At 40.7% G+C, this 23,999-nt stretch carries 11 protein-coding genes; all 11 read right to left on the minus strand.

Annotated elements, in window-relative coordinates:
- The coding region (locus CDG77_RS09165) for an acylase (protein WP_094329112.1) at positions 1-1,679 on the minus strand (1,679 nt) is incomplete at its 3' end.
- A 235-nt stretch (positions 1,680-1,914) separates the two neighbouring features.
- Positions 1,915-2,952, minus strand: a complete 1,038-nt coding sequence (locus CDG77_RS09170) for an acetylserotonin O-methyltransferase (RefSeq protein WP_223269753.1) — start codon at positions 2,950-2,952, stop codon at positions 1,915-1,917.
- A gap of 105 nt (positions 2,953-3,057) precedes the next feature.
- Positions 3,058-3,936, minus strand: a complete 879-nt coding sequence (locus CDG77_RS09175; protein WP_094329087.1) for an SDR family oxidoreductase — start codon at positions 3,934-3,936, stop codon at positions 3,058-3,060.
- 59 nt (positions 3,937-3,995) lie between these two features.
- Positions 3,996-5,372, minus strand: a complete 1,377-nt coding sequence (locus CDG77_RS09180; RefSeq protein ID WP_094329088.1) for an MATE family efflux transporter — start codon at positions 5,370-5,372, stop codon at positions 3,996-3,998.
- Between the two features lie 19 nt (positions 5,373-5,391).
- The gene (locus CDG77_RS09185) at positions 5,392-6,423 is read right to left on the minus strand and encodes a sucrase ferredoxin (RefSeq protein ID WP_094329089.1); all 1,032 of its coding nucleotides are present in this window, start codon (positions 6,421-6,423) and stop codon (positions 5,392-5,394) included.
- 192 nt (positions 6,424-6,615) lie between these two features.
- Positions 6,616-7,485 carry a TauD/TfdA family dioxygenase gene (locus tag CDG77_RS09190; RefSeq protein ID WP_094329090.1) on the minus strand — a complete coding sequence of 290 codons (870 nt, stop codon included), beginning with the start codon at positions 7,483-7,485 and terminating at the stop codon, positions 6,616-6,618.
- A gap of 61 nt (positions 7,486-7,546) precedes the next feature.
- Positions 7,547-8,929 (minus strand): cytochrome P450, encoded by a 1,383-nt coding sequence (locus CDG77_RS09195; protein WP_094329091.1) that lies wholly within the window; start codon positions 8,927-8,929, stop codon positions 7,547-7,549.
- A gap of 39 nt (positions 8,930-8,968) precedes the next feature.
- Entirely contained in the window at positions 8,969-10,348 is a 1,380-nt protein-coding gene (locus CDG77_RS09200; protein ID WP_094329092.1) for a cytochrome P450, read from the minus strand.
- A gap of 22 nt (positions 10,349-10,370) precedes the next feature.
- Complete coding sequence (locus CDG77_RS09205) at positions 10,371-14,522, minus strand: non-ribosomal peptide synthetase (RefSeq protein WP_094329093.1); 4,152 nt, start codon at positions 14,520-14,522, stop codon at positions 10,371-10,373.
- A 164-nt stretch (positions 14,523-14,686) separates the two neighbouring features.
- On the minus strand, positions 14,687-19,315 hold the full coding sequence (locus CDG77_RS09210; protein ID WP_094329094.1) for a type I polyketide synthase: 4,629 nt from the start codon (positions 19,313-19,315) through the stop codon (positions 14,687-14,689).
- A complete protein-coding gene (locus tag CDG77_RS09215; RefSeq protein ID WP_094329095.1) occupies positions 19,308-23,978 on the minus strand; it encodes a type I polyketide synthase in 4,671 nt (1,556 codons plus the stop codon). The genes CDG77_RS09210 and CDG77_RS09215 overlap by 8 nt, the downstream gene beginning before the upstream one ends.
- Positions 23,979-23,999: the final 21 nt, after the last annotated feature.

Raw genomic sequence — 23,999 nt, forward strand, 5'->3', positions numbered from 1 at the left:
CGTGGAGAATTTTCATTCCAGGGTTTACTAAATGCCTTATCTAAGTGCATCTGTTGTACCCAAAAGGCAAATAATACCGCCCCGCGACTATCTGCATTGGCTTGCCGATCCCAGGCTTCTAAGACATTAGCTGCTTGCTGCCCTAAGTCCTCACCGTACTTGCGTGCAGCCGGAATTAAATCATCCAAAATCCGATCGGCCAGTTCCATGCGGCTAGAGTGCTTGTCTGCAACCATTTCATCAAAAGATATTTTGTCATCCTCAGCCAACATCCTTACAGAACGTTGGGAGCGGAAATCCATGAAACGAGGTGCCATGTAAGGCGGGTAATTATCTGCTTTAATGGCGGCTGGAAATGTAGTTGTCCAAGGTGGGTCATTTGTATTTTGCAACCAGCCGCTCTTCGGGTCAACTATACGCGGTAAATCTTTGTAAGGATGAATTTTTGTCCACAAGGTTTTAGATGTATTTCCTGGGATTATGCCTTCCCAGTATTTAAAATCACCAAAAGAGCGCACCGGAACTTGACCGTTGAATAGGTGCATAATATGCCCTTCTCTATCCGCATACATCACCGTAAACATTGGCAATTGCAAGCGCTGGAGTGTCTTTTCAAACTGGGCAAGGTTTTTTGCTCGTGCCATATCCCACCACTCCTGGAGTACACCTGGTCGGTCAAGACCTGCAACTCTCAGCGCCACGGTTTTACCATTTTTCTCGACGATCACAGTCCCGTGGACGGAACTTTTCACTACTAATGGTTGCTCTTGCAAGGAGCCATCTTTCTGCTTCACCTTTAAGGAGAGGGTTTTTGTCTGAAAGTTACGAACTTTGTCATCAAAGCGGTATCCATTACCTGCCAATGTGAGTTCATAAATATCCCAACCATCATAGGTGTTAACAGTGTGAGTCCAACCTAAGTTGTTGTTAAATGCGATCGCTAATACGGGAATACCTACAAGTGTTGCCCCATAAGCATCAATTCCTGGTGCGGTGATTTGGGCTTCATACCACAAAAATAAATCTGACCAAGGTAGGTGTGGGTTTGCCAACAACATAGCATTCCCATCGGCAGAATGAGTTGGTGCGATCGCCCAACCATTAGATCCCGCTTGCAACTTTTCTTTGCTCAGGTCTAATACTTGCTCAGGATTGACTACAAAGGTGAAATTTAGTACCCGATGTAAGTGAGCCATGACATCTTCTGCCTTGACTGGTAGCACCACCTCAACTTCATCATCAATCAAGTTAGGATTTTGTTTTGCATAAGCATTGATCCCAGTCGCAAAAGCATCGAGATAACTACGAAAAGTTGGACTCTGTGCTTTGTACCAAGAAGGAGCACGTTCTGGTACTCCCACAGTCTGTACCCAACGATCTGAATCCAGGTATTTCTCTCCCCAATATTCGGCCGCGCGTCCCCGTGCTTGACCATAGAGACGCAAAAGCAAATCTCCATGACTTTGCATTTGTGCCCAACCAAAGGCATAAAATGCACTTTGGTCATCTTTTCCGTAGATGTGCGGCACACCATAGGTATCCCATAATATCTCTGTGGATTTTGTTGGTACAGCTATAGTGCGGCTGCCTACAAACAAAACCAGTATGAAACTGAGTATAAAGGGTAAAACGCGTTTTGATTTTCTTTTGTAAACCCTGAGTAAAATATCAATCCTCATTAACACCACCATCTACAGATGTAACGCCTGGTTACTGAAACAGCTATTGATCTAAATTGGTTAGGGTTTGGCAGTGGTGGACCAAAGCTAATAACTTTGGCAAGAGTATTTCTCGCTTCGCAGCAATAACCGTCTAAATTTGACCTGAAAGAATTCGCCAACAAAGTCGTTTGCATCGCGAATTATTTTTCCTTTGTTTGGTCTTCTTGCCAAATTGGGATACTCCCCTGAACTGTTACGATTTAACTCCTTCAAATAGATTAAATCGAGAATTTTTTATTGGGATAATTTTAGTGAGTTTGAATCCGGCAGATTTAAACAAGTCTTTGAACTCTGTTTCAGTACGCTCTCGCCCACGAGAGCATACTACCAACATATGAACATCTTCAAGCTTGACATTAGAGAACTCATTTCCAGAAGGCATTATGCATTCTATCACTAACAACCGCCCTTGTTCTTTCATCGCTTGATGACAGCGCTTAAGAATATTGATCGCTTGTTCATCATCCCACATGTGAATAACTTCCTTGAGTACATAAGCGTCTCCACCTTCTGGTACACCCTCAAAAAAGCTACCTCCTATGAGTTGACAGCGATTATGCACAGATGCTGGTTCACCTAAATTCTTAACTCTATCAATTGATTTTGGGAGATCGAATAACACACCTGTCATGGTGGGGTTAGCTTCGAGAATAGCAGTAAGCAAATTACCGGTGCCACCACCAATATCAACCAGCTTGCCTATTGACGAAAAATCATAAGCCTCCAAGTATGGAGCATATAGCTCTAGTGACGGATTACTAGCATACTTATGAAACATTTCTCCTGCAACAGCATTTTGCTCATAATACTCAAATAAATCTACGCCATACAAATGCTCAAAGGCGCTTTCCCCAGTCTGTACGCTATACATCAAATTTTCCCAGGGTTTATAGTAAAACTCCTCGCCTCGGAGGATTGCATCCTTACGCACTGAACCCGGAACATCGCTCTGCAAGGATTCTGCTTGTGGAGTTAGTTCAAAGCATCGGGGTTGTGTCTCAGCAAAAATTCCAAAACCCGCAAGAGATCGTAACACTCGATAAAGAGAATCGCTGTGGGTATTTGTTGCAGAAGCTAAAGCATCGCAGTGCTGAGAACCATCTTTGAGCAAATCAGCAATGCCAAGTTTTGCAACAACATAAATCATCCGTGAAATCCAGTAAGCATATACTAACTCTCCTGTAGTTAATGAAAGCTCAATTTTGCTAGGCTTAGAGTTTAATAAAACCACGATTTTTCTCCCTTTTTCTTGAGTATTAGTACTTTGAAAGCATTGCAATTGAAGAATCTACCTTGGTTTCGAGTATTCAGTTGAATATAAGACAAAGAGATAGCTTCAATTTTGATTTTTTAACTTCCAATTTTCTAGTATCCTTGCATCAAAACTTCGATCCGATAGAAATTTTTTCAGTATCAAATTAAGCATTAAAGAAGTTTGATGCTTAGATAAGAAATAACGTGTTTTGGGTTTGCTAGCTTCCAAAGCCTCTAGAATTGTATCTGCAACTTTTTCAGGTTGCATTCCTGTGCGATTTGATCTAATCAAACCCTCTACAAAAAATTTGTATGCATCACCATACATAGCTTTAGCTTCAGATGACATATTGGCAAAGTTTTTTTGAAAGCTTTCTTCAACTTTATCTGGTGCTGCTGAAGCAATTGATCCCGGTTCAACCAAAATTACTTCAATACCCCAAGGATCTAATTCCATTCTTAAAGCATCTGTAAATGCCTCCAATGCAAACTTGGAAGCACACAAGGAAGAGATAAATGGCGAGGAAATTTTCCCACCGACTGAACCAATGTTAATTATCCGACCTTTAGCTTTTCTAATTAATGGCAAAAATGCCTGTGTAACCGCTATTTGCCCAAAGACATTGACTTCAAATTGCCATCTCAGGTCTTCAATGGCAACGTACTCTACTGGTCCATCCAGTAACAGACCTGCATTATTTACTAATCCAATCAGTCCTTCATTCTCAATAGCTTTTGATACAATGTCTGCGGCAAATTTAATCTCTTCTGTTTTGGTAACATCCATTAAGATTGTTGTCAAACTCTCAGATGCATTACGCTTAAGTGATTCAGCATCTTTTTCTTTACGAACTGCTGCAAATACACGATATCCTTTTTTGTCAAGTAGGAGCGCCGTTGCTTGACCAACGCCTGTAGACGTCCCTGTAACCAATACAGCACCTTTTTGATTATCAACCATTTTTTAACCCTTATGTACAACAGAAATTAATTTGCGATTCAAATCTGAATAAGTTGTTTTTAACCTGTCATTTTTTCAACTTCCATTTTTTCTAAAGACTTAAATTCTTTCACAGTCAATAATATAACAATTAAGACAAATAAAATATTAGTAGCTATTATTCCGTAGTAAATACCATTTACACCTAATAATCTAGAGAATAAAAACACTAATGGAACGAAGATAAGTAGACTCTTTAAAAGGAGTACTGCTGCAACTATTTTTTCTTTACCTGTGTATATAAATAGATTCCCAGTAAATCCAATAAAAGGCATAATTGGTATTAATAAATTGAGAATTTGAAAGTTAAATAAATCATTTTGAGTAAAGTCAACATCTGGCAAGAGTAAGTTTAGAAATGTTTTTGGTAATAATTGTAGAGGTAACCAAAGTAATGTCAGTGTAGTAATTGCACCACTAATAAAAGTAAAATAAGCTTTTTTAAGTCTTTTATAATTTCTAGCTCCATAATTTATACCGATTACAGGTTGTAAGCCAATTATGAAGCCACTTAAAGGAAGAAATGCTAATGAACTCAATCTTTCTGTTGCTCCAAAAAAAGCTATATCTTGAGCTGTTCCATAAATAGATATTGATTTAAAAATTATAAAGTCCTGAATTATACTTGTAACTGGAACCAGTATTAGTGATAGACCTATTGACAAAATACTAGGAAGTAAATCTATCGCTAGTGCAAACTTTCTATAATTAACTGGTATAGAACTTTTACCAGAAAAGAAATAAGTTAAGTTGAGAATACTGTAAATAGCCATTGCAAAAACTGTAGAAAGAGCTAATCCTCGAATTCCCCAGTGTAAAATAGCAGTAAAGATATAATTTAATATAATATCACTTGCACCAAAAATACCAGCAGATATCATAGCAAATTTGACTTGCCCTTCTGATTTAATAATTTGACTACAAGATATTGCCAGCATAAAAAATACTGAACCTAGTATATAAGTCTTAAAATAGTCGCCTCCAGCAGAAGCAAGCTCACCTCTTGCTCCGATAAACATTATTAATTGATCGCCAAAACTATAGCCAATGATTGTAATTAAAGAAGCTATGATAATATTTAGTATTATTAAGTTTCCAAATATTCTCGACTGATTTTTAATATCTCCAGAACCAATAGCTCGACTTATAAGAGAAGCAGAACCTACTCCAATGATTTCAGCAAATCCACCAATAATAAAAGTAAGTGGTGCAGAAATAGATATAGCAGCAACAGCAGTTGTACCAATATATTGACCTGCAAAAAAAGCATTAATAAAGCTATTCAAGCCAGTTACTAGCATTCCTAACATACCAGGTATTACTAACTTGAACATCAACTTAATGAGATTGCCTTGGAGAATCTCATTCGTCATTTGAGATTGTTTTTGTGAAGTCATTTTTAGGTTTTTGGCTTGTTTACTGGATTTTGACTAGATGGCTAACGTGATACTGCTTTACTGGTTTTAACTCCATTTGTTTTGCTGAATTCAATGCACTCATAACTTCACCGCTAACTTCTACTCTGGCTTTATAAACACCTGATATACTTCCATCTGCAAGTGCATAATCAATACGTACTTCAGCCCAATCAGCATTTTCTTCTTGCTCACCTTCTTGAATAGCAAGTACTTTGCCAGCTTTTAAATAGTTGAGCCAACTCCAACCTAACTGCATCCAAATTTCGCGCTCGGCAATTTGTTCAAATTTGGTTAAACCCGCCCATCCCCGATAAAATTGACGCAAGCCAAAGACTGGACCATGTTTGTTTATCAGTAAATCAAGGACTTCTGGTTCCAAATGTCCCCATAAGTATCCTTGAGGTAAATCAACTAGGGTAGGAGCAAACTGATGGCCACCAAAGTGAGTTGTTTGCCAAACTCGTAATTTTCCATTGGAAATGGGCGCGTATTCCTTGCGTAATCGACGATATATAGGAGTCCCGAATCTGCCACAGGCAAGGTCAACTTGAGCATGGGTGCAAACCATGAGTTCGCGGATGTGATTGCTTTGTTGCTGATATTGCTGGAACTTTGATAAATCGTTGGGCTGTTGGATTAACTGCTTGAGTATTGCCGTAACCAAGGCAATTGCTTCCCCCTCTGGAACGACAAACTCCTGTTTCTCAAACTTAGAAAACAGCTTTGCAGGACGATAGTAGTATAGGACGCGGGTAAAGCCAGGGTAAGAATACTCGCGGTCAGGAGCAATCACCATTGGTCTCAGGTTGACCCCATGTTTGACAATTAACTCTTGGAACAAACCTATCAATGGCTTAATTGTGGGATTTTCCTGAAAGAGGTCTTGGGACCAAGGTTGGGGAATTTCCATAATCAACCAATGGTCGCAAGTACCTGCTGTACCAATCGGGTCTTCTTTGTTGGTTTTGGAAATTACGGAACAAAAACGACAATCTGTTAGGGAAAGGAGATTGATCTGTTGATTTTGCAATTCAAACCCCTCCTGAAAAAAAGCTGTGAGGCGGCAGGGTTCTTAAATCCAAGCACTTAAAATTCATTATTTATCCTACTAGATAAATTACTGATTGAATCAAACTCAATCTATTTCTTAATCAAGTCATAATCTCTTTTGCAAACGACCATAACAAAGAGTTTTTTGTCATGCCCCACTTTGATTTTGTAATTAGTCTAAACTCAAGTTACTTAGGGTAGTGAATACCTCCCGTCGATTATCTTTGAATTCGCGCCGACCATGCATAAATCTCGAATTATCTACCATCACTAGATCGCCAGCTTGCCATGATATTTCTTCCGTAAACTTGTCGCAAAGTTTATAAATTTCGTCGCCGACTTGGTCAGGAAGCTTTGAAGCATCTTCAAAAATCTCAAGTCCATCTCCGTAACGTCCCAAAAAAGCGTTGGCAAATGCATCTTGATTCCCATACTTTGTTTTTACTACTGCTGAACAAATATATTCGATAGAAAAGCTCGAATCTTCATTTATCTGATAACTCAATCCCTCAATTTTATCCAATATTGCCTTGCAATCATCAAGGGTTTCACCTAAGACACCAAATTTCTTTAAATAATCAAATGGCACACCCTCAAAAGGAAACTTTAGTTTTTTCTCCTTAAATAACTGTTTCGTATGTTTGCTCATTTCCTTCCATATTTGGACACCGTCGACAAATAGAGTTTCGCCTCCTTGTACAGGCGTTTTACAGCAAAACCAAACAACATCAGATTGAAAAGGAGTATGACCATTCTCAATATGAAAATGAACAGCAGTCATTTCGCCATCTACGAAGTTAACAAAATCAGCCGAGTCAATACTTCTTTTCGTGGGATCTCCAATGTAGCTACAACTGAATTTTTCTGAAAAAGCTTTCATCTGGATAGGAGTTACCCCAAAACCTCGAAAAAGAAGAATTCCAGATGACTTGAATAAATCAATAGTTTCTGTTTTAGAAAAGCAGAAAATATCTTCATAATCGTTAGTACTGTATACTGTTTTTCCCGGACCTCTTCCTAATGACTCGATTTTATGTTTCATGGCTTTTATTTGATATTTTTTGCATTAACGTTGTAACTGCTTACTACAAGACAAATGCATCTTACGCTGAATTAGCAACGAACTGCTGTGGCTGCTCTTGGCCTGAACGCCGATCGAGCATTAGCATTTTCAAGCCACTAGCAGGGGGATAGTTAACACCTATAGCCTTGGGTTTTTCCACTCTTTTTTCATCAGCTAATACTAGTTGATAGCGTGAAAGAATTGTTGCTAAAACCAGCTTCATTTCAAAAAGTGCTAATGCCTCGCCCGGACAGCGACGAGCACCACCACCAAATGGTAGAAATTCATAGGGAGAATATTGTCGCTCCAGAAAGCGCTCTGGTTTGAATTGCTTTGGTTGTGGATATAAATCCTCACGTTGGTGTGTCAGATAAATAGAGCCTCTGACTACTGTACCTGGACTCAACTCGTAGCCCATCACCTCAATTGGTGATTCTACGAGTCGTGGAAATGTGACAACCTGAGTTGGATAAATTCGTAGTGCTTCATTGCAGACAGCGCTGAGGTAGGGTAGCGCAACGATGCTCATAGGATCTGGGGATTCACCGAGGGGATCGAGTTCTTCTAGCAATCGATCGCGAACAGCAGGTAAACTATGAATCCAGTACAATGACCAAGTTATGGCAGTAGCTGACGCATCCTGACCACCCAATAGCAATGATGGGAATAAATCCCGCATATCCTCATAGGTCATTGGTTGACCAGTTTCATCGCGAGCAAATATTAGTTCGGAAAGTACATCGGTGCGGGAGGCATCTGCTTGCTCGCGCCGTTCTGCAATTTCAGTGTAGAGTAGTTTGTCAAATTGTCGTTGGAGGTTCTGCCAGTATCCCCACGGACTCCACCGACCTAAATCTCGTCGGAGAAAGGGATAGGACAGGGATAACCCTAGCCAGCGAGACCGAGCAAAACTTAATAACTTGGAAAAGAGTAGCCTGAATTGTTCGTAACGCTCTCCCTCATGCAAACCAAACAAAGCTTGCAGTATCACTTCTAGGGTAATCTTTTGCACGGTAGGGTAGGCATAAAAAGATTCGCCGATCGCTAGATCGTTCATGACTTTATCTGCAACTTCACAGATACGCTGCCCGTATGTTTTTACCCTATTTCCGTGCAGGGGAGGCATTAACAACTGACGGCGATGTTTGTGACGCAAGCCATCAAGCATGAGTAATCCATTATTTCCAACTAAGGGTGCGCCACCTTGGTTTAGCTTACCAGAAGCTGCGATCTCTTTGGCACTCGTAAAAATCTGCTTCATTCCTTGCGGGTTACTTACGATCACTAAAGGTGTATCACCACCTAGAATGGTAAAAATGTCACCATAGCGATCGCCCATAGCATCCATGAAGCCAAGAGGATCGGTCTTAAAATGACGACTCAGCGATCGAGGAGAATCTTTTGGTCCTTCAGGTAATTTCATTAGTATTTTTTTTAATGATTGTTTAATTATCGATAGTTATTAAATTGAACTAACAACCAATGGCTGCGACTCTCCTTGATGCTGACGCCGACTCTGCACAAGCATTTTCACGCCACTGGCTGGGTAACAAATCAGACCTCCAAATTTTGGCTTTTCTGGTCGCTTGTCAACCAGCGCTAATTGATAACGTGAAAGAATTGTCGCCAACACAAGCTTCATTTCAAATAAGGCAAAAGCCCCACCAATACAAGTACGAGCACCGCCGCCAAAGGGAAGAAATTCATAGGGAGAGAATTGTTTTTCCAAAAAGCGCTCTGGCTGAAATTGTTTGGGTTCTGGGTATAAATCTTTACGCTGATGCGTCAGATAAATATTCCCAAGTAGTACTGTTCCTGGACTTAACTCATAACCCATTACATTAACTGGGGACTCTACCAACCTTGGAAATGTGAATAACTGAGTCGGGTAAATTCGCAAAACTTCGTTACAAACAGCACTAAGGTAGGGCAATGCAACAATGCTCATCGGATCTGGGTCTTTACCAAGACAATCAAGTTCCTCAAGGAGTCGTTCGCGAACGCCAGGTAAATGGTGAATCCAATATAAAGACCAAGCTAGAGCAGTTCCTGAAGCATCTTGAGCTGCAAATATAGGCGACAATAGGAGGTCGCGCACCTCTTCATTACTTAATGGTTCACCCGTTTCATCATGAGCAAATATGAGATCGGAGAGGATGTCAGTGCGTGAGGGATCTGCTTGCTCGCGGCGTTCTTCGACTTCAGCATATAGCAATTGGAAAAGTTCTCGCTGGAGATGAAGTATGTATCCCCTTGGACTCCACTGACCTAGATCCCGTTGTCCAAAGGGAAGTTGTGTAACAATCTCATATAAAGGAGATTGCTGATATTTGATGATAGAAGCAAAAAGATGTTTGATTTTGTCATAGCGCTCTCCCTCACACAATCCCATTACAACCTCTATACCCACCCGCAGGGTGATATCTTCGATAGTACGGTAGGCAATAAAAGGTTTTCCAATCGCCTGTTGACTCATGATTTTTTCTGTGAGTTCGCAAATACGTTGCCCACAGGCTTGCATCCGCTCTCCGTGAAAAGCCTGCATTAAGAGCTTACGTCGATGTTTGTGACGGAAACCATCAAGTTGAAGGACTCCTTGGTTTCCTGTACCCCCAGCGAAATTGCTGTTCAATGCACCCCTAGCGATAATTTCTTTGGTACTGGTGAAAATCTGCTTTATACCTGAGGGATTGCTGACATGCACTATTGGCGTAGAATCAGACATTATGGTGACAATATCACCATAGCGTTTGTAAACGGCATCCATATAGCCAAAGGGGTCAGCCTGGAATTGCTGGTTTAGTAACCAATTAGGAGTTTTCGGTCCTGCGGGTAGGTTCATCAGTCTTATTTACTTCCATTTTCTACTTTACACTGGATTGAGCATTATCGATATAAATTCTCAATAGTTTGGCTAATTCCTGAATATTCGGTTCGACTAACATCGAGAAATGATCTCCAGAGACTTCAATGACATCAATAGGTTGACTGGAACATTTACCCCAACCTAGTAAAGGGTCATCAGTATTCCATTCGGGATTGTCAAAGTCATGAATAATTACCTCTTTTGCTCGAAACAGACTGATGGAGTCAGGGTAAAGGAGCGGAACATAATCTCGCATGGCTTGGACATGAGTTTTGAAAAGTTTGTAATAGCGGAGAAAATCCTTAATCTCTGTGTCGCTCAAGATAAAGTTTGCTCTTTTATTTACTAAATGAAATTGCTCATCTAGTTGTAAATCTCGAAGTTCTTCAAAAGGAACAGAAAAGTTTATGTTGTTATTAGTTTTTATCGATTCAGCCATGCGGAGTAAGAATTTGGCATCATCGTCTGCTGTTTTAACGGCTGTTTCTGGTAAAATAGCGTCGATGACAACTAGCAAACCTACCTTTTCGCCTTGCCTTTGCAATTGTTGTGCCATTTCAAAGGCAATCACACCACCGTAACAAAAACCTCCTAAAAGATAAGGGCCATTCGGTTGTACCTGACGAATTTCTTGGATGTAGCGAGCTGCTGTTTCCTCCACGGAAATAATTTCAGGTTCCTCTTGGTCAGGTGTATGTTGCAAGCCATAAAATGGATAGTCGTCACCAAGTCTTCTGGACAAGTTAAAGAAGGCACGAATACCTCCACCAGCGCCATGCATACAGAAGAAAGGAATTTTGTCGCCAGAAGACTGAATTGCTACTAGAGGAGAATTGGATGTCTCACGGACTGGCTGGCTAACAATTTGAGCTAATTTTTCAATCGTCTGATTTTCAAAAAGAGTAGACAAGGGAAGATTGTGTTCAAATCGGTCTTGTATTTGAGCCATTAAGCGTACAGCTAAAAACGATTGACCACCCAAGTCAAAGAAGTTATCTGTTACTCCAATCGGACTAGTATTCAGAAGATTTTCCCAAGTTTTCACCAAAGCCAATTCTATAAAATTGCGGGGAGCAACGAAGGATTGAGTGGCGTTTGGTCGGATAACGTCATCGGTAGGAAGTGCTTGCTTATCTACTTTGCCATTCGATGTTAGTGGAAGTCCATCTAGCAACACAAAACTAGAGGGTAGCATGTAATTTGGTAGCTTTTGCTGTAAGTCGGCGTTTAACTGTGGCACTATGTCTTGGTTATCTGTTACGACATAAGCGATGAGACGCCGATCGCCTTGAGCATCATCTCGGACAATGACAATAGATTCTTTCACCTCCGGATGTTGTGCGATCGCATCTGCAATTTCTCCCAGTTCGACGCGGAAGCCACGGATTTTTACTTGGTCATCACGGCGACCGAAAAACTCAAGATTACCATCGTTGAGATAACGCACCAAGTCACCAGTTTTATAAAGTTTGGTTCCTGGAACAAAGGGGTTATTAATAAAACGTTCTTGAGTTAATTCAGGACGATGCAAATATCCCCTTGCCAATCCATCACCACCAATATAGAGTTCACCAATAACTCCTACAGGCGTTAGTTGCAAATGGCTGTTCAACACATAAACTTGCGTATTATCAATCGGGCGACCAATGGGAACGCTGTTCGGTTGTTCTGGCAATAAACTAGTGTCGTAATAAGTGACATTGGCAGAAACTTCCGATGAGCCATAAAAGTTGATTAGTTTTGCAGATGGCATCACTTCTCGGAAGTTTTCAGCTAACTTAACAGACAGCGCTTCCCCACTTGTTATCCAGAGTTTAAGATGCGACAAATTCTTGATCAGATAACTGTAGTTATCTAAGAGTAAGCGCAGCAGTGAAGGCACAAGTACAATACGCGTAACTTTTTGGTGTGCCAGAGTTTCTATAAACAATTGAGGGTCTTTGGCAATGGCATCGGGAATAATGACAGTGGGAATACCTTGCAATAAGGGAGCAAAAATCTCCCATACTGAGTCTACAAAGCTAATAGCTGTTTTCTGGCAACAAACCTCCTCTTTTGTGAAGGGATAGGTTTTCCACAACCAGTGCAAGCCATTGACTGTACCGCGATGAGTACCAAGGACACCTTTAGGAGTTCCAGTAGAGCCGGAAGTGTATATAATATAAGCGAGATTATCACCTGAAGAGATACTAACTGGGTTATCTTGACTTTCTTGCTTAATAAATTCCCATTCATTGTCTAGGAATATGACCTTCATTTGTGAGGCAGTTCGATCTTGAGGAGCAACTGCTGAAGCCCGAAGAGGTTCTTTGTCATTTGTGATTTGTTTGAAGCTATTAACTAATGACGAATGACTAATAATCAATGACACTTGGGAATCAGAAAGCATGAAGCCAAGGCGATCAAGTGGATAACTTGGATCAATGGGAATGTATGCACCGCCAGCTTTGAGGACAGCTAAAATTCCCACGACCATTTCTACTGAACGTTCTAGACAAATAGCAACGAGAGTTTCTTTTGTTACACCCTGTTTTTGTAAATAATGGGCAAGCTGATTAACTCTCTGATTTAGTTGACGATAAGTCAGTTGTTCTGTTTGGCTAATTAATGCTAATAACTCAGGAGAACGCTGAAGTTGCTGCTCAAATAACTGATGAAGGGAGGCATTTTGGGGATAATCTGCGCTTTGCTGATTCCACCCGAATAATAATTGCTCTCGCTCTTTAGTTGTCAGTGGTGATAATTCTGAAATGCGCTGTTCCTCATTCACAACAATGCTTTCCAATAAAGCTTGGAAATTACTAATGAATCGAGTAATTGTTGCGGAGTCAAAAATGTCTGTATTGTACTCTAAAAACCCTGTTAATCCTTGCTGAGATTCGGATATTGACAGGTAAAGATCCAACTGAGCTGTGCCGCTATCGAACTGCAAAGAACGCACGGTTAAACTAGAAGCTTCTTGTGCAGATTCTGGGGTGTTTTGCAGCACAAACATCACTTCATAAAGTGGATTCCGGCTTAAGTCTCGCTCAGGTTGCAATTCTTCTACAAGCATCTCAAAAGGCAAATCCTGATGTGCATAAGCGTCAATAGTCACCTTACGCACGCGGTGTAGTAGTTCCCGGAAACTGGGATTGCCACTAAGGTTATTACGTAACACCAAAGTATTCACGAACAAACCCAGCATCTCCTCTAATTCGGCTCGATTCCGATTTGCAATTGGAGAACCAATTAGGATGTCTTCTTGGTCTGTGTAGTGGTACAGCAATGTATTTAATGCTGCCAACAGAGTCATAAATAAAGTGGCGTCTTCTCGCTGGCTGAATTTATTCAGTGCATCTGTCAGAGTTTTTGAAAATGTAAAGTATTGCTTGGCACCAATAAAAGTGGCGACGGCAGGTCGCGGGCGATCAACGGGTAACTGTAGTATAGGAAGTTCACCGCTAAGTTGTTGCTTCCAGTAATTAACTTGGGTTGCTAGAACTTCACCTCGCAAGCGATCGCGTTGCCAACCTGCAAAATCCGCATACTGAATAGGGAGTTCAGGTAAGGGAGAAGGCTGATTTGACAAGAAAGCTGTATATAGCGTAGCCAACTCCCGCATGAACACACCAATAGACCATCCATCCGTAATAATGTGGTGGATGGTCAAAAGAAAAACGTGTTCTTCTTCACCCAAGCGCAGTAAAGTTGCTCTGACTAGAGGCCCTTTAGCTAAGTTGAAGGGTTTTTTGGCTTCCTCAACTGCAAGTTTTTTAATCTCAGGTTCCCAATCTTTTGCAAACAAATGCTCAAAATTAATAATGGGTAAATCCCAAGTTAATTGGGGTGCAATCTGTTGCACTGGTTCTCCATTTACCAGCCTAAAAGTTGTGCGCCAAACTTCATGACGCCTGAGAATCTCATTAAGACTTTGCTGGAGTGCCATAATATTAAGCACTCCGGTTAAATGAAAGGCACTCGAAATATTGTAGAAGGGACTGCCGTGGTAAAGTTGGTCAATAAACCATAGCCTTTGTTGGGAGAAAGACAAGGGAATACTGTTGGATGTTTGTCGCTTGGGAATTGTATTAGCTTGAAAATTTCCTCCCTTCAATTTTTCCAGAATAGCTTTTTTCGCAGGTGATAAATGAGAGTATTTTTTGTCCATTGTTAATACCTTTTTAATATTTAGTAATATTTTTTATCAGGAATTAGTAATTAAAAGTAAATCTTTGAAAATTCCTTCTTGAATAGGGATACTTATGCAAAGTTAATCCTGAATAAAAAAACCTCGGATTATGGATGATTTTTGACAAACAAAGCAAGCGTCACCTATTCCCTATCTGCGCGATTAGCGAAAAACATTTCTACCTCCTCTTCAGAAAATTCTTCAATTTTTTCTAACAGAAGTTGCTCAATCATTTCTGCCTGCTTGATAGGTATCATAGCTTGCAGTAAAAGGTCACGTAGTGATAGCTCTACTGGGAACTTTGCTTGCAATCGAGAAACTAGTCGAGTTGCAATGAGAGAGTCTCCTCCCAACTCATAAAAATTGTCGTAAATACCAACTTGTGCAATTCCCAGAACTTCTTGCCATATTTCGGCAATTTGTTTTTCTAACTCGTTAGTTGGAGCAACATAGGAATTATTAAGGTTAGGTCTGGAGTAGCGTGGAGATGAGTCTACTTGACTAGAAGATTTTGAATCTAGTAGAGAATCTAGGTTAAATGTGCGATCGCTCCAGACTTTGATATCTACTGTTGAAACAACAACCTGACTTCCTTCAGTTAAGGATAATAGGCGTTTAAAGACTTCTACGCTTTCTGCCTCAGTGATGGCTAATTCGACTCCAGATGCCTGTCCAAGAGCTTTTTGTTCTTGGGTTGTATTCAGTTGCAATTTATCCCAATTTATGGAAACCCAAGGCAAAGAGTTATTTTGATTATGTCTCTGAGTAAAAGTATCTATTAACTGGTTAACTCCTGAGTATAAAGATAATCCAATTCCTCCAAAAATGGAAGCCAAGGAAGAAATAATGATACAAAAATCTATTTTTCTACTCTGTAAGACTTGTTCTAATACAGTCATCTGATGAAGTTGAGAGTCAAGGAGTTTTCCTAACTCTGTCTTACCAATTTCTGGTATCGGGCATAATACATTTTCGCGGGTTGTTACAGTTGAATAGATAACTCCGTGAATTTGACCAATTTTCTCAGGTGCAAGGCTCTGGTGCATTTGTTCATAGTTAGTTCTATCTGCACGCACCACCAAAAATTTTACACCTAATTTTTCTAATTCCATCAGTTCTTGGATTTTGCTACTCACTTCATCTTCTTGAGCATGAGTTTCCAGCCATTGCGAGTATTCGTCCTTTTGTGGGAAAGTTAAATCCTCAATGAATATGAGTGTTGCTTGTAAAGTTTTCGCCAGATATTTAGCTAGCCCAACTCCAAAACTTTCCAGTCCACCAGGAAACAGGTAAACGCCTTCTTTTCTCAGGGGAGTTTTTTCTTCAACTGCTGACTCTAGGCACACTGGCTCAAATGTTTGTATCCAGCGGTAGCGATCGCGATAAGCAACAATCAAATCAGGCGATAAAGCTGCAAACTCACTAATGATTTGGTCTACGATATAACTGCGATCATCTCCGGCTCTTCCCTCTGCACCCTTGGCATCTGGGCGGTTCGTTAAAACAAAATCTATATTCCGACAAACAATATTAGGATACTCTTGAGGAATAACCTTACATAACCCTAATACGGTTACCTTTTCTGGGTCGAGAGTTTCATTCCCATTAACTTCTTGAGTCTGGTTTGATACAACCCAGATTTGCAGGCTATCGCTAATTTTTAGCTTACTAAAACTCTGTATTAAAAGCAGCAAATTGTTGAATTCTAGATAATCACCCGTTTGATGATTTTCAAAGGGATTCAAGCTCCATAAATAAGCAATATTTTGGGGAATTCTACCAAGTGTAATCAGTTCTTTGAACAATGCATCGTAGTCACCTCGACTTTGGGGATTAATCGCATAAACACCCTGACTTAGTTTGCTAAAGTGCTGTCCCAGCTTCACTACAATGACATCCTTACCATTCTGTTCCAGTTTGTTAACTAACTGGGAACCCACGCCACATTCATCAACAAACAAAAACCATTGTTCATCCTCTAATTCTGGGCGAGATGGAGGTAATAAAGAACGTTTCCATGAAGGGGTATAAAACCAGTTAGCAATGTCTTGTTTTTTATCTAAAGTTACAGAGTTGCTACTTGTAGAAAGTGATGCTGATTTTGCATCAATCCAATAACGTTGACGCTCAAAAGGATAAGTAGGCAAAGGTAGACGATGACGCTGTTCGTGAGTGTAAAATCCTGACCAATCTATTTCTACTCCAGCCAACCATACCCGACCTAATGTATGTAACAAAAAGCTCACGTCTGATTGTTGTTCTTTAGCATGGCGCAAACAAGTCAACACTACTTGTTTAGCTTCTGGCAAGAGATGTTGCGTTGTTAATGTACTTAATGTCCGCCCCGGGCCAATCTCCAGAAAAACACCTTCAAACTGTTGCAACAATTGAGATATCCCGTTGGAAAATTTGACTGGTTGTCGTAAATGCTGTCCCCAGTAGTTGGGATTTGTAGCTTGTTCATCCGTAATCCACGTACCAGTGACGTTGGAAATGAAGCGAATACGTGGTGGATTGAGCTTCACTTTTTTCACGGCTTGCAGGAATGCTTCCAAGATCGGTTCCATCATTACAGAATGAAACCCATGAGATGTATGCAACAACCGAGATTCAATCCCTTTGGAGGATAATTGATTTTGTAATGTGGCGATCGCTTCCACAGTACCAGAAACCACGCACGAAGATGGACTGTTAATCGCTGCTACTTCGACCAATGACTGCTGTGCATCTAAAAGGGATTGCACATCTTTGTGTGGCAGTGGAATTACCAGCATACTGCCTAGTGGCAATTGTTGCATTAGTTGTCCCCGTGTTGCCACCACTTCTATTGCATCTTCTAGGGAAAACACACCTGCAATGGTTGCGGCAACATATTCCCCAATGCTGTGCCCAATCATCGCCTCTGGACGCACTCCCCATGACATTAATAACTGAGCCAGGGCGTACTCAATGACAAATATTGCGCTTTGGGTAATTGCTGTTTGTTGGAGTTGTTGAGTAGCAGTTTCAATTTGTTCTTCTTTGGGGAAGAGTAGATGGCGGATATCTAGATTAAGCAGCGGTTGAAGAATCTGAGCGCAAGTATCTAGATGTTTTCTAAAGGTGGGTTCAACTTGGTATAATTCTCGCGCCATATCTACATATTGCGCTCCCTGTCCAGAAAACATGAAGATGACTGGAGAATGAGTAGGCTTTTGCTGATTAGTGAAAACACGTTGTGGATCAAGGAATGTCAGTACTTTTACTACATCATCTTGATTATGACAAACCACCATACGGCGATGGTCAAATGCCCTACGACCTACTTGTAGGGTATAAGCTACATCAGGGAGATTCAAATCAGGATGCTGCTGGAGGTGAGCAACTAGAGAAGCTGTAGTTGTTTCCAGTGCTGTACTGGTTTTAGCTGAAAGCAGTAACAATTGCCAAGGGCGAGAAGTACTAGAGGGTTGAACAATTGGGGCTTCTTCCAAAATAACATGAGCATTAGTGCCTCCAACTCCAAAAGAACTGACACCAGCTCTGCGGGGAGTCCCGTTGGTCTTCCACTCCGATAACTTGGTATTAACGTAAAAAGGACTATTAGCGAAGTCTATCTCTGGATTAGGTTGTTCAAAGTGTAAGCTGGGAGGAATCAAGTTGTGTTTGAGCGCCATAACCGTTTTGATTAAGCCCGTTACACCAGAAGCTATATTCAAATGTCCAATATTAGGCTTTACCGAGCCGATAGCACAGAATTGCTTCTTGTTAGTGCGAGCTTCAAACGTCTTCTTGAGAGCGCTGATTTCAATAGGGTCTCCCAAGGTTGTACCGGTTCCATGAGTCTCAATATAGGTTATTGTCTCTGGATTAAACCCAGCATTCGCCTGAGCCTCAACAATCACTTTGGCTTGGCCACCCACACTAGGGGCTGTATAACCCACTTTGGCTGCACCATCATTATTGATCGCTGAACTTTTAATTACTGCATGAATGCAGTCGCCATCTGCAAAAGCATCTTCTAATCTCTTGAGGACGACAATACCTACCCCGTCGCCGAAAATAGTTCCTTGTGCTTTCGCATCAAAGGCGCGACAGCGACCATCAGGAGAAGTAATCCCCCCTTCTTGATAAAAATAACCTTGCTTTTGCAGAGACTGTATCGAAACGCCACCTGCCAAAGCCAGATCGCACTCGTAGTTTAGCAATCCTTGGCACGCTAAATGAACAGCTACCAATGAGGTGGAGCAAGCCGTGCTTATATTAATACTTGGTCCCTTCAGGTTCAATTTATATGAAACTCGTGTGGCGGCAAAGTCTTGAACATTACTAAAGAAAATTGAGGAACCCATTGATTTGATTATATCTGGGTTGGAACCGAGTTTACTAAGCATATAGATACTCACGTTGGTTCCTACGTAAATACCAGTCAAGCCTTTGCCTGCTCCAGGAGCATAACCAGCGTTTTCTAGCGCTTCCCAAGCACATTCGAGAAGAAAACGATGTTGGGGGTCTATAATTTCAGCTTCCCTTGGTGAGACATCAAAGAAGGAAGCATCAAACATTTCAATATCTGACAAACGAGCGCCAGCTTTTACATACTGAGGGTCATGCAACGATGCTAAGTCTATATCTGAATCTTCTAATTCTTCATCACTGAAGAAAGAAATCGACTCCTGTCCATTACACAGATTATGCCAAAATTCATCAATATTTTTGGCTTTTGGAAAACGACCGGACATCCCGATTACAGCTATGCCTTTCATGGAATCATGGATTTGTTGGTTATCCATCTGCCTTCCTCCTTTGTTTCATTAATTGTCTTTTTTCTTGCATAGCTGCTTCTTTTCTGCTGGCACGTTCATCAGCTTGCTGAAATGTTGGTTCTTCAACCTGTTGTCCACCAAGATATTCTGCTAAAGCATTTATAGTTGAATACTCAAATAGGTCAGCGATTGATAAATTTTTGTTTAATGTTTTTATAAGTTGACTGCGAACCTGAATTATGAGTAGTGAATCTCCACCTAATTCAAAGAAGTTATCATGGAGACCTACATCTTTTATCCCAAGAACTTCTTGCCAGATGTTAGCAATCGTTTGTTCAATTTCGTTTTCGGGAGCTACATATAAATTTTGTAAATCAGGTCTGGGATGGAGTGATAATGAATTTACTGGTTGGCTAGCTAGTTTCTGTTGAAAAGATTCAAACTTAATCCATTGGTCAATTCTAGCTTGAAGTTCTCCAGTCGAGACAACTACATGATTGAATTCACTACAGTTCAATATCCTTTGAAAAGCTTCTACACCTTCTTTAGGATCGAACGCAAATTCAGTCACACTTGCGCCAACAGATGTACTTTGTTTATTTTCTTTTTCAAGTTGCCAACTATCCCAGCTTACACTTATCCAAGAGACGGGATGGCTCTGATTATGTTGGTGTACAAAAGCGTCCATGAAGATATTCGCTGCTGAGTAGGCAACATATCCTAATCCTCCTAAAACTGATGATAAGGAAGACAGCAGTAAACAAAAATCAAGCTCTCTGTCTTGCAAAACCTTATCTAATACTAAGAGTCCATGTACTTTTGGTTGAAATTGCCGATCGCAATCAGTTTTACTTATCTTTTCAATAGCTCCAGAAGACTTGCCTCCAAGTATTCCAGCAGCATGAACTACACCATTTAGTTGGCCAAACTGTGACTCTGCTTGAGCGATCGCCAAATGCATTTGTTCTGTGTTGCTCACATCAGCACTGACTACCAAAACTTCTGCACCCAACTGTTCGAGTTCTTGGATTTTCAGAATCTTACGGCTGGTGCTATCAGTCTCATCATGAGTCAACAACCACTGTTTCCAATCGTCTTTTTTGGGCAAAGCGGTTCGTCCAATCAACAGCAGTTTTGCTTGCACAGTTTCAGCCAAGTATTCTGCCACAACAAGTCCAATCCCTCCAAGTCCACCTGTAATTAGATAGACTCCCCCTTGCCTTAATCGTGGCTTGACAATTTTGGTTTCATTAAAGCGTACTGGCTCAAAAGATTGCACCCAGCGATTCATACCTCGGTAGGCAATCATTTGCTCACAGCTAGAAGCTGTCAGTTCCGTCAGCAATTTTTCTACGAGTTGTTCTTCTTGCCAGCTTCCACATTCGGGAAGAATAACATCAATACTACGACAGATGATATTTGAGTATTCTTGAGATATGACTTTAATTGGCCCAAGTAAAGTTGCTTTTTCTGGACATAGCTCTTCAGTTCCTGTTACTGGCTGTAGGTTGTTAGAAATGACTGTAATTTGTACTTCAGAAGATGTTTCCTGTCTTCCCAAAGCTTGGGCAAGAAATAGCAGACTATAAAATCCGATGAATTGGGCTTTGTCAACTTCTTCAAGTTCTAATTCTTTGCCATTGACAGGTGTGACACTCCACAAATGAGCTATTGTCTTTGGCAACTTCTGTTGTGTTGACAGTTCGTTGATTAAGGCATCGTAATTATTAGGTTGTTGAGGATTTATAGTATACTGCCACTCATTGAGCTTGGTGAACTCACTTCCAACTATTACGGTAATAACATCCCGATTTTGTTGTTGGAGTTGTTTGACTAGTTTGGTACCCAAGCCATACTCATCGATAAACACCAAAATAGAAGATAATTGATCTATTAATTCCTTGTGTTCGAGTTGTGGTGGAGTTAATGATGGTTTCCAGAAAGGGATGTAGAACCAGTCAGCAATGTCGGGTTTTTTGCCTAGTGATACTGGTGTAGCATGGTCATCAATTACTTCTTTTTTGGGTTCAATCCAATAACGTTGACGCTCAAAAGGATAAGTAGGCAAAGGTAGACGATGACGCTGTTCGTGAGTGTAAAATCCTGACCAATCTATTTCTACTCCAGCCAACCATACCCGACCTAATGTATGTAACAAAAAGCTCACGTCTGATTGTTGTTCTTTAGCATGGCGCAAACAAGTCAACACTACTTGTTTAGCTTCTGGCAAGAGATGTTGCGTTGTTAATGTACTTAATGTCCGCCCCGGGCCAATCTCCAGAAAAACACCTTCAAACTGTTGCAACAATTGAGATATCCCGTTGGAAAATTTGACTGGTTGTCGTAAATGCTGTCCCCAGTAGTTGGGATTTGTAGCTTGTTCATCCGTAATCCACGTACCAGTGACGTTGGAAATGAAGCGAATACGTGGTGGATTGAGCTTCACTTTTTTCACGGCTTGCAGGAATGCTTCCAAGATCGGTTCCATCATTACAGAATGAAACCCATGAGATGTATGCAACAACCGAGATTCAATCCCTTTGGAGGATAATTGATTTTGTAATGTGGCGATCGCTTCCACAGTACCAGAAACCACGCACGAAGATGGACTGTTAATCGCTGCTACTTCGACCAATGACTGCTGTGCATCTAAAAGGGATTGCACATCTTTGTGTGGCAGTGGAATTACCAGCATACTGCCTAGTGGCAATTGTTGCATTAGTTGTCCCCGTGTTGCCACCACTTCTATTGCATCTTCTAGGGAAAACACACCTGCAATGGTTGCGGCAACATATTCCCCAATGCTGTGCCCAATCATCGCCTCTGGACGCACTCCCCATGACATTAATAACTGAGCCAGGGCGTACTCAATGACAAATATTGCGCTTTGGGTAATTGCTGTTTGTTGGAGTTGTTGAGTAGCAGTTTCAATTTGTTCTTCTTTGGGGAAGAGTAGATGGCGGATATCTAGATTAAGCAGCGGTTGAAGAATCTGAGCGCAAGTATCTAGATGTTTTCTAAAGGTGGGTTCAACTTGGTATAATTCTCGCGCCATATCTACATATTGCGCTCCCTGTCCAGAAAACATGAAGATGACAGGCTGTTCTCTATGATCCTGGTATGTAGTAAAAACCCGTTTGAGATCCTGTGTTTCCAAGCCGGTTACAGCATCCTTAATATCCTGACAAACCAACACTCGGCGATGGTTAAAAGCCCGACGACCTACTTGTAGAGTATGAGCGACATTAGCTAGATTTATATCCTGATGCTGCTTTAAATACGCAACCAAATTTGCAGTTGCAGTTTCAAGTGCTGAACTAGTTTTGGCTGATAATAACAGCACTTGCCAAGGTCTAGATTTTTCAAAATGTTTTATCTGGGGGGCTTCTTCCAGAATGACATGGGCATTCGTTCCACCAAATCCTAAGGAACTAACTCCAGCCCGACGGGGAGTGTCTTTAGTTTTCCATTCGGTAAGTTTAGTATTGACGTAGAAGGGACTGTTAACAAAATCAATCTGAGGATTCGGAACTTCAAAATTTATGCTAGGAGGTATTTGTTTGTATTTTAATGCCAAGACAGTCTTGATGAGACTTGCTACACCAGATGCTGTATCTAGATGTCCAATATTTGGTTTGACTGAACCGATAGCGCAGAAGCCATTTTTCTTTGTAAAGCTACGAAAAGCCTTAGTTAGCGCTGCGATTTCCACTGGATCGCCAGTAGCTGTTCCAGTTCCATGAGTTTCTATGTACGAGATATCATCAGCATCGATTCCAGCATTTCCTAGAGCCTCGACGACTACTTCTGCTTGACCATCTACACTAGGTGCTGTATAGCTAACTTTCAAAGAACCGTCGTTGTTAATTGCTGAACCCTTAATAACTGCATGAATGTAGTCTCTATCCGCAAGAGCATCTTTTAACCTTTTTAATACGATAATTCCAAGCCCACTGCCGAAAATGGTACCTTGCGCTTTAGCATCAAAGGCACGACAGTGACCATCAGGAGACAAAATTCCATCTTCTTGATATAAATAGCCTGATTTTTGTGGAACTGCGATCGCAACCCCACCTGCTAAAGCAATATCACACTCTTCATCTAGTAAACTTTTGCAGGCTAAGTGTATAGCAACTAATGAAGTAGAGCAGTAAGTTTGGATACCTATACTTGGGCCTTTTAGATTTAATTTGTATGAGACATTTGTGCTAATAAAATCTTTATAAAGAGTATGTTTATTTGAAAAATTTATCAAATTAGAGTTGGAAAAAATATTGTTAAAAAAGTAACTGTTTGTGCTTGTTCCAGCATAAACCCCAATCAACCCTTCATAGGTTTCTGGCTCATATCCAGCGTTTTCAAGAGCTTCCCAGGCACACTCCATGAAGAAGCGTTGTTGGGGGTCTATAACTTCAGCTTCTTTAGGGCTAAAGCCAAAAAACCTAGCATCAAAACTCTCAATATCTTCTAGTACAGGTGCTGATTTAACATAATTTGGGTCGTTTAAAATAGCCTTTTCAATATTTAAATCTACTAAATCATCATTCGAGAAAAATGAAACAGACTCAACTCCATGTTGTAAATTATGCCAAAATTCATCAAGATTTTTTGCACCAGCAAACCGACCAGACATTCCCACTAACGCTATATCTAAATCTGCTGTTTGTTCAAACGTTGTATTTACATTCATAATTTTTTTAGAAAATCAATA

This window comes from Nostoc sp. 'Peltigera membranacea cyanobiont' 213 (assembly GCF_002245975.1).
GTDB lineage: Bacteria > Cyanobacteriota > Cyanobacteriia > Cyanobacteriales > Nostocaceae > Nostoc.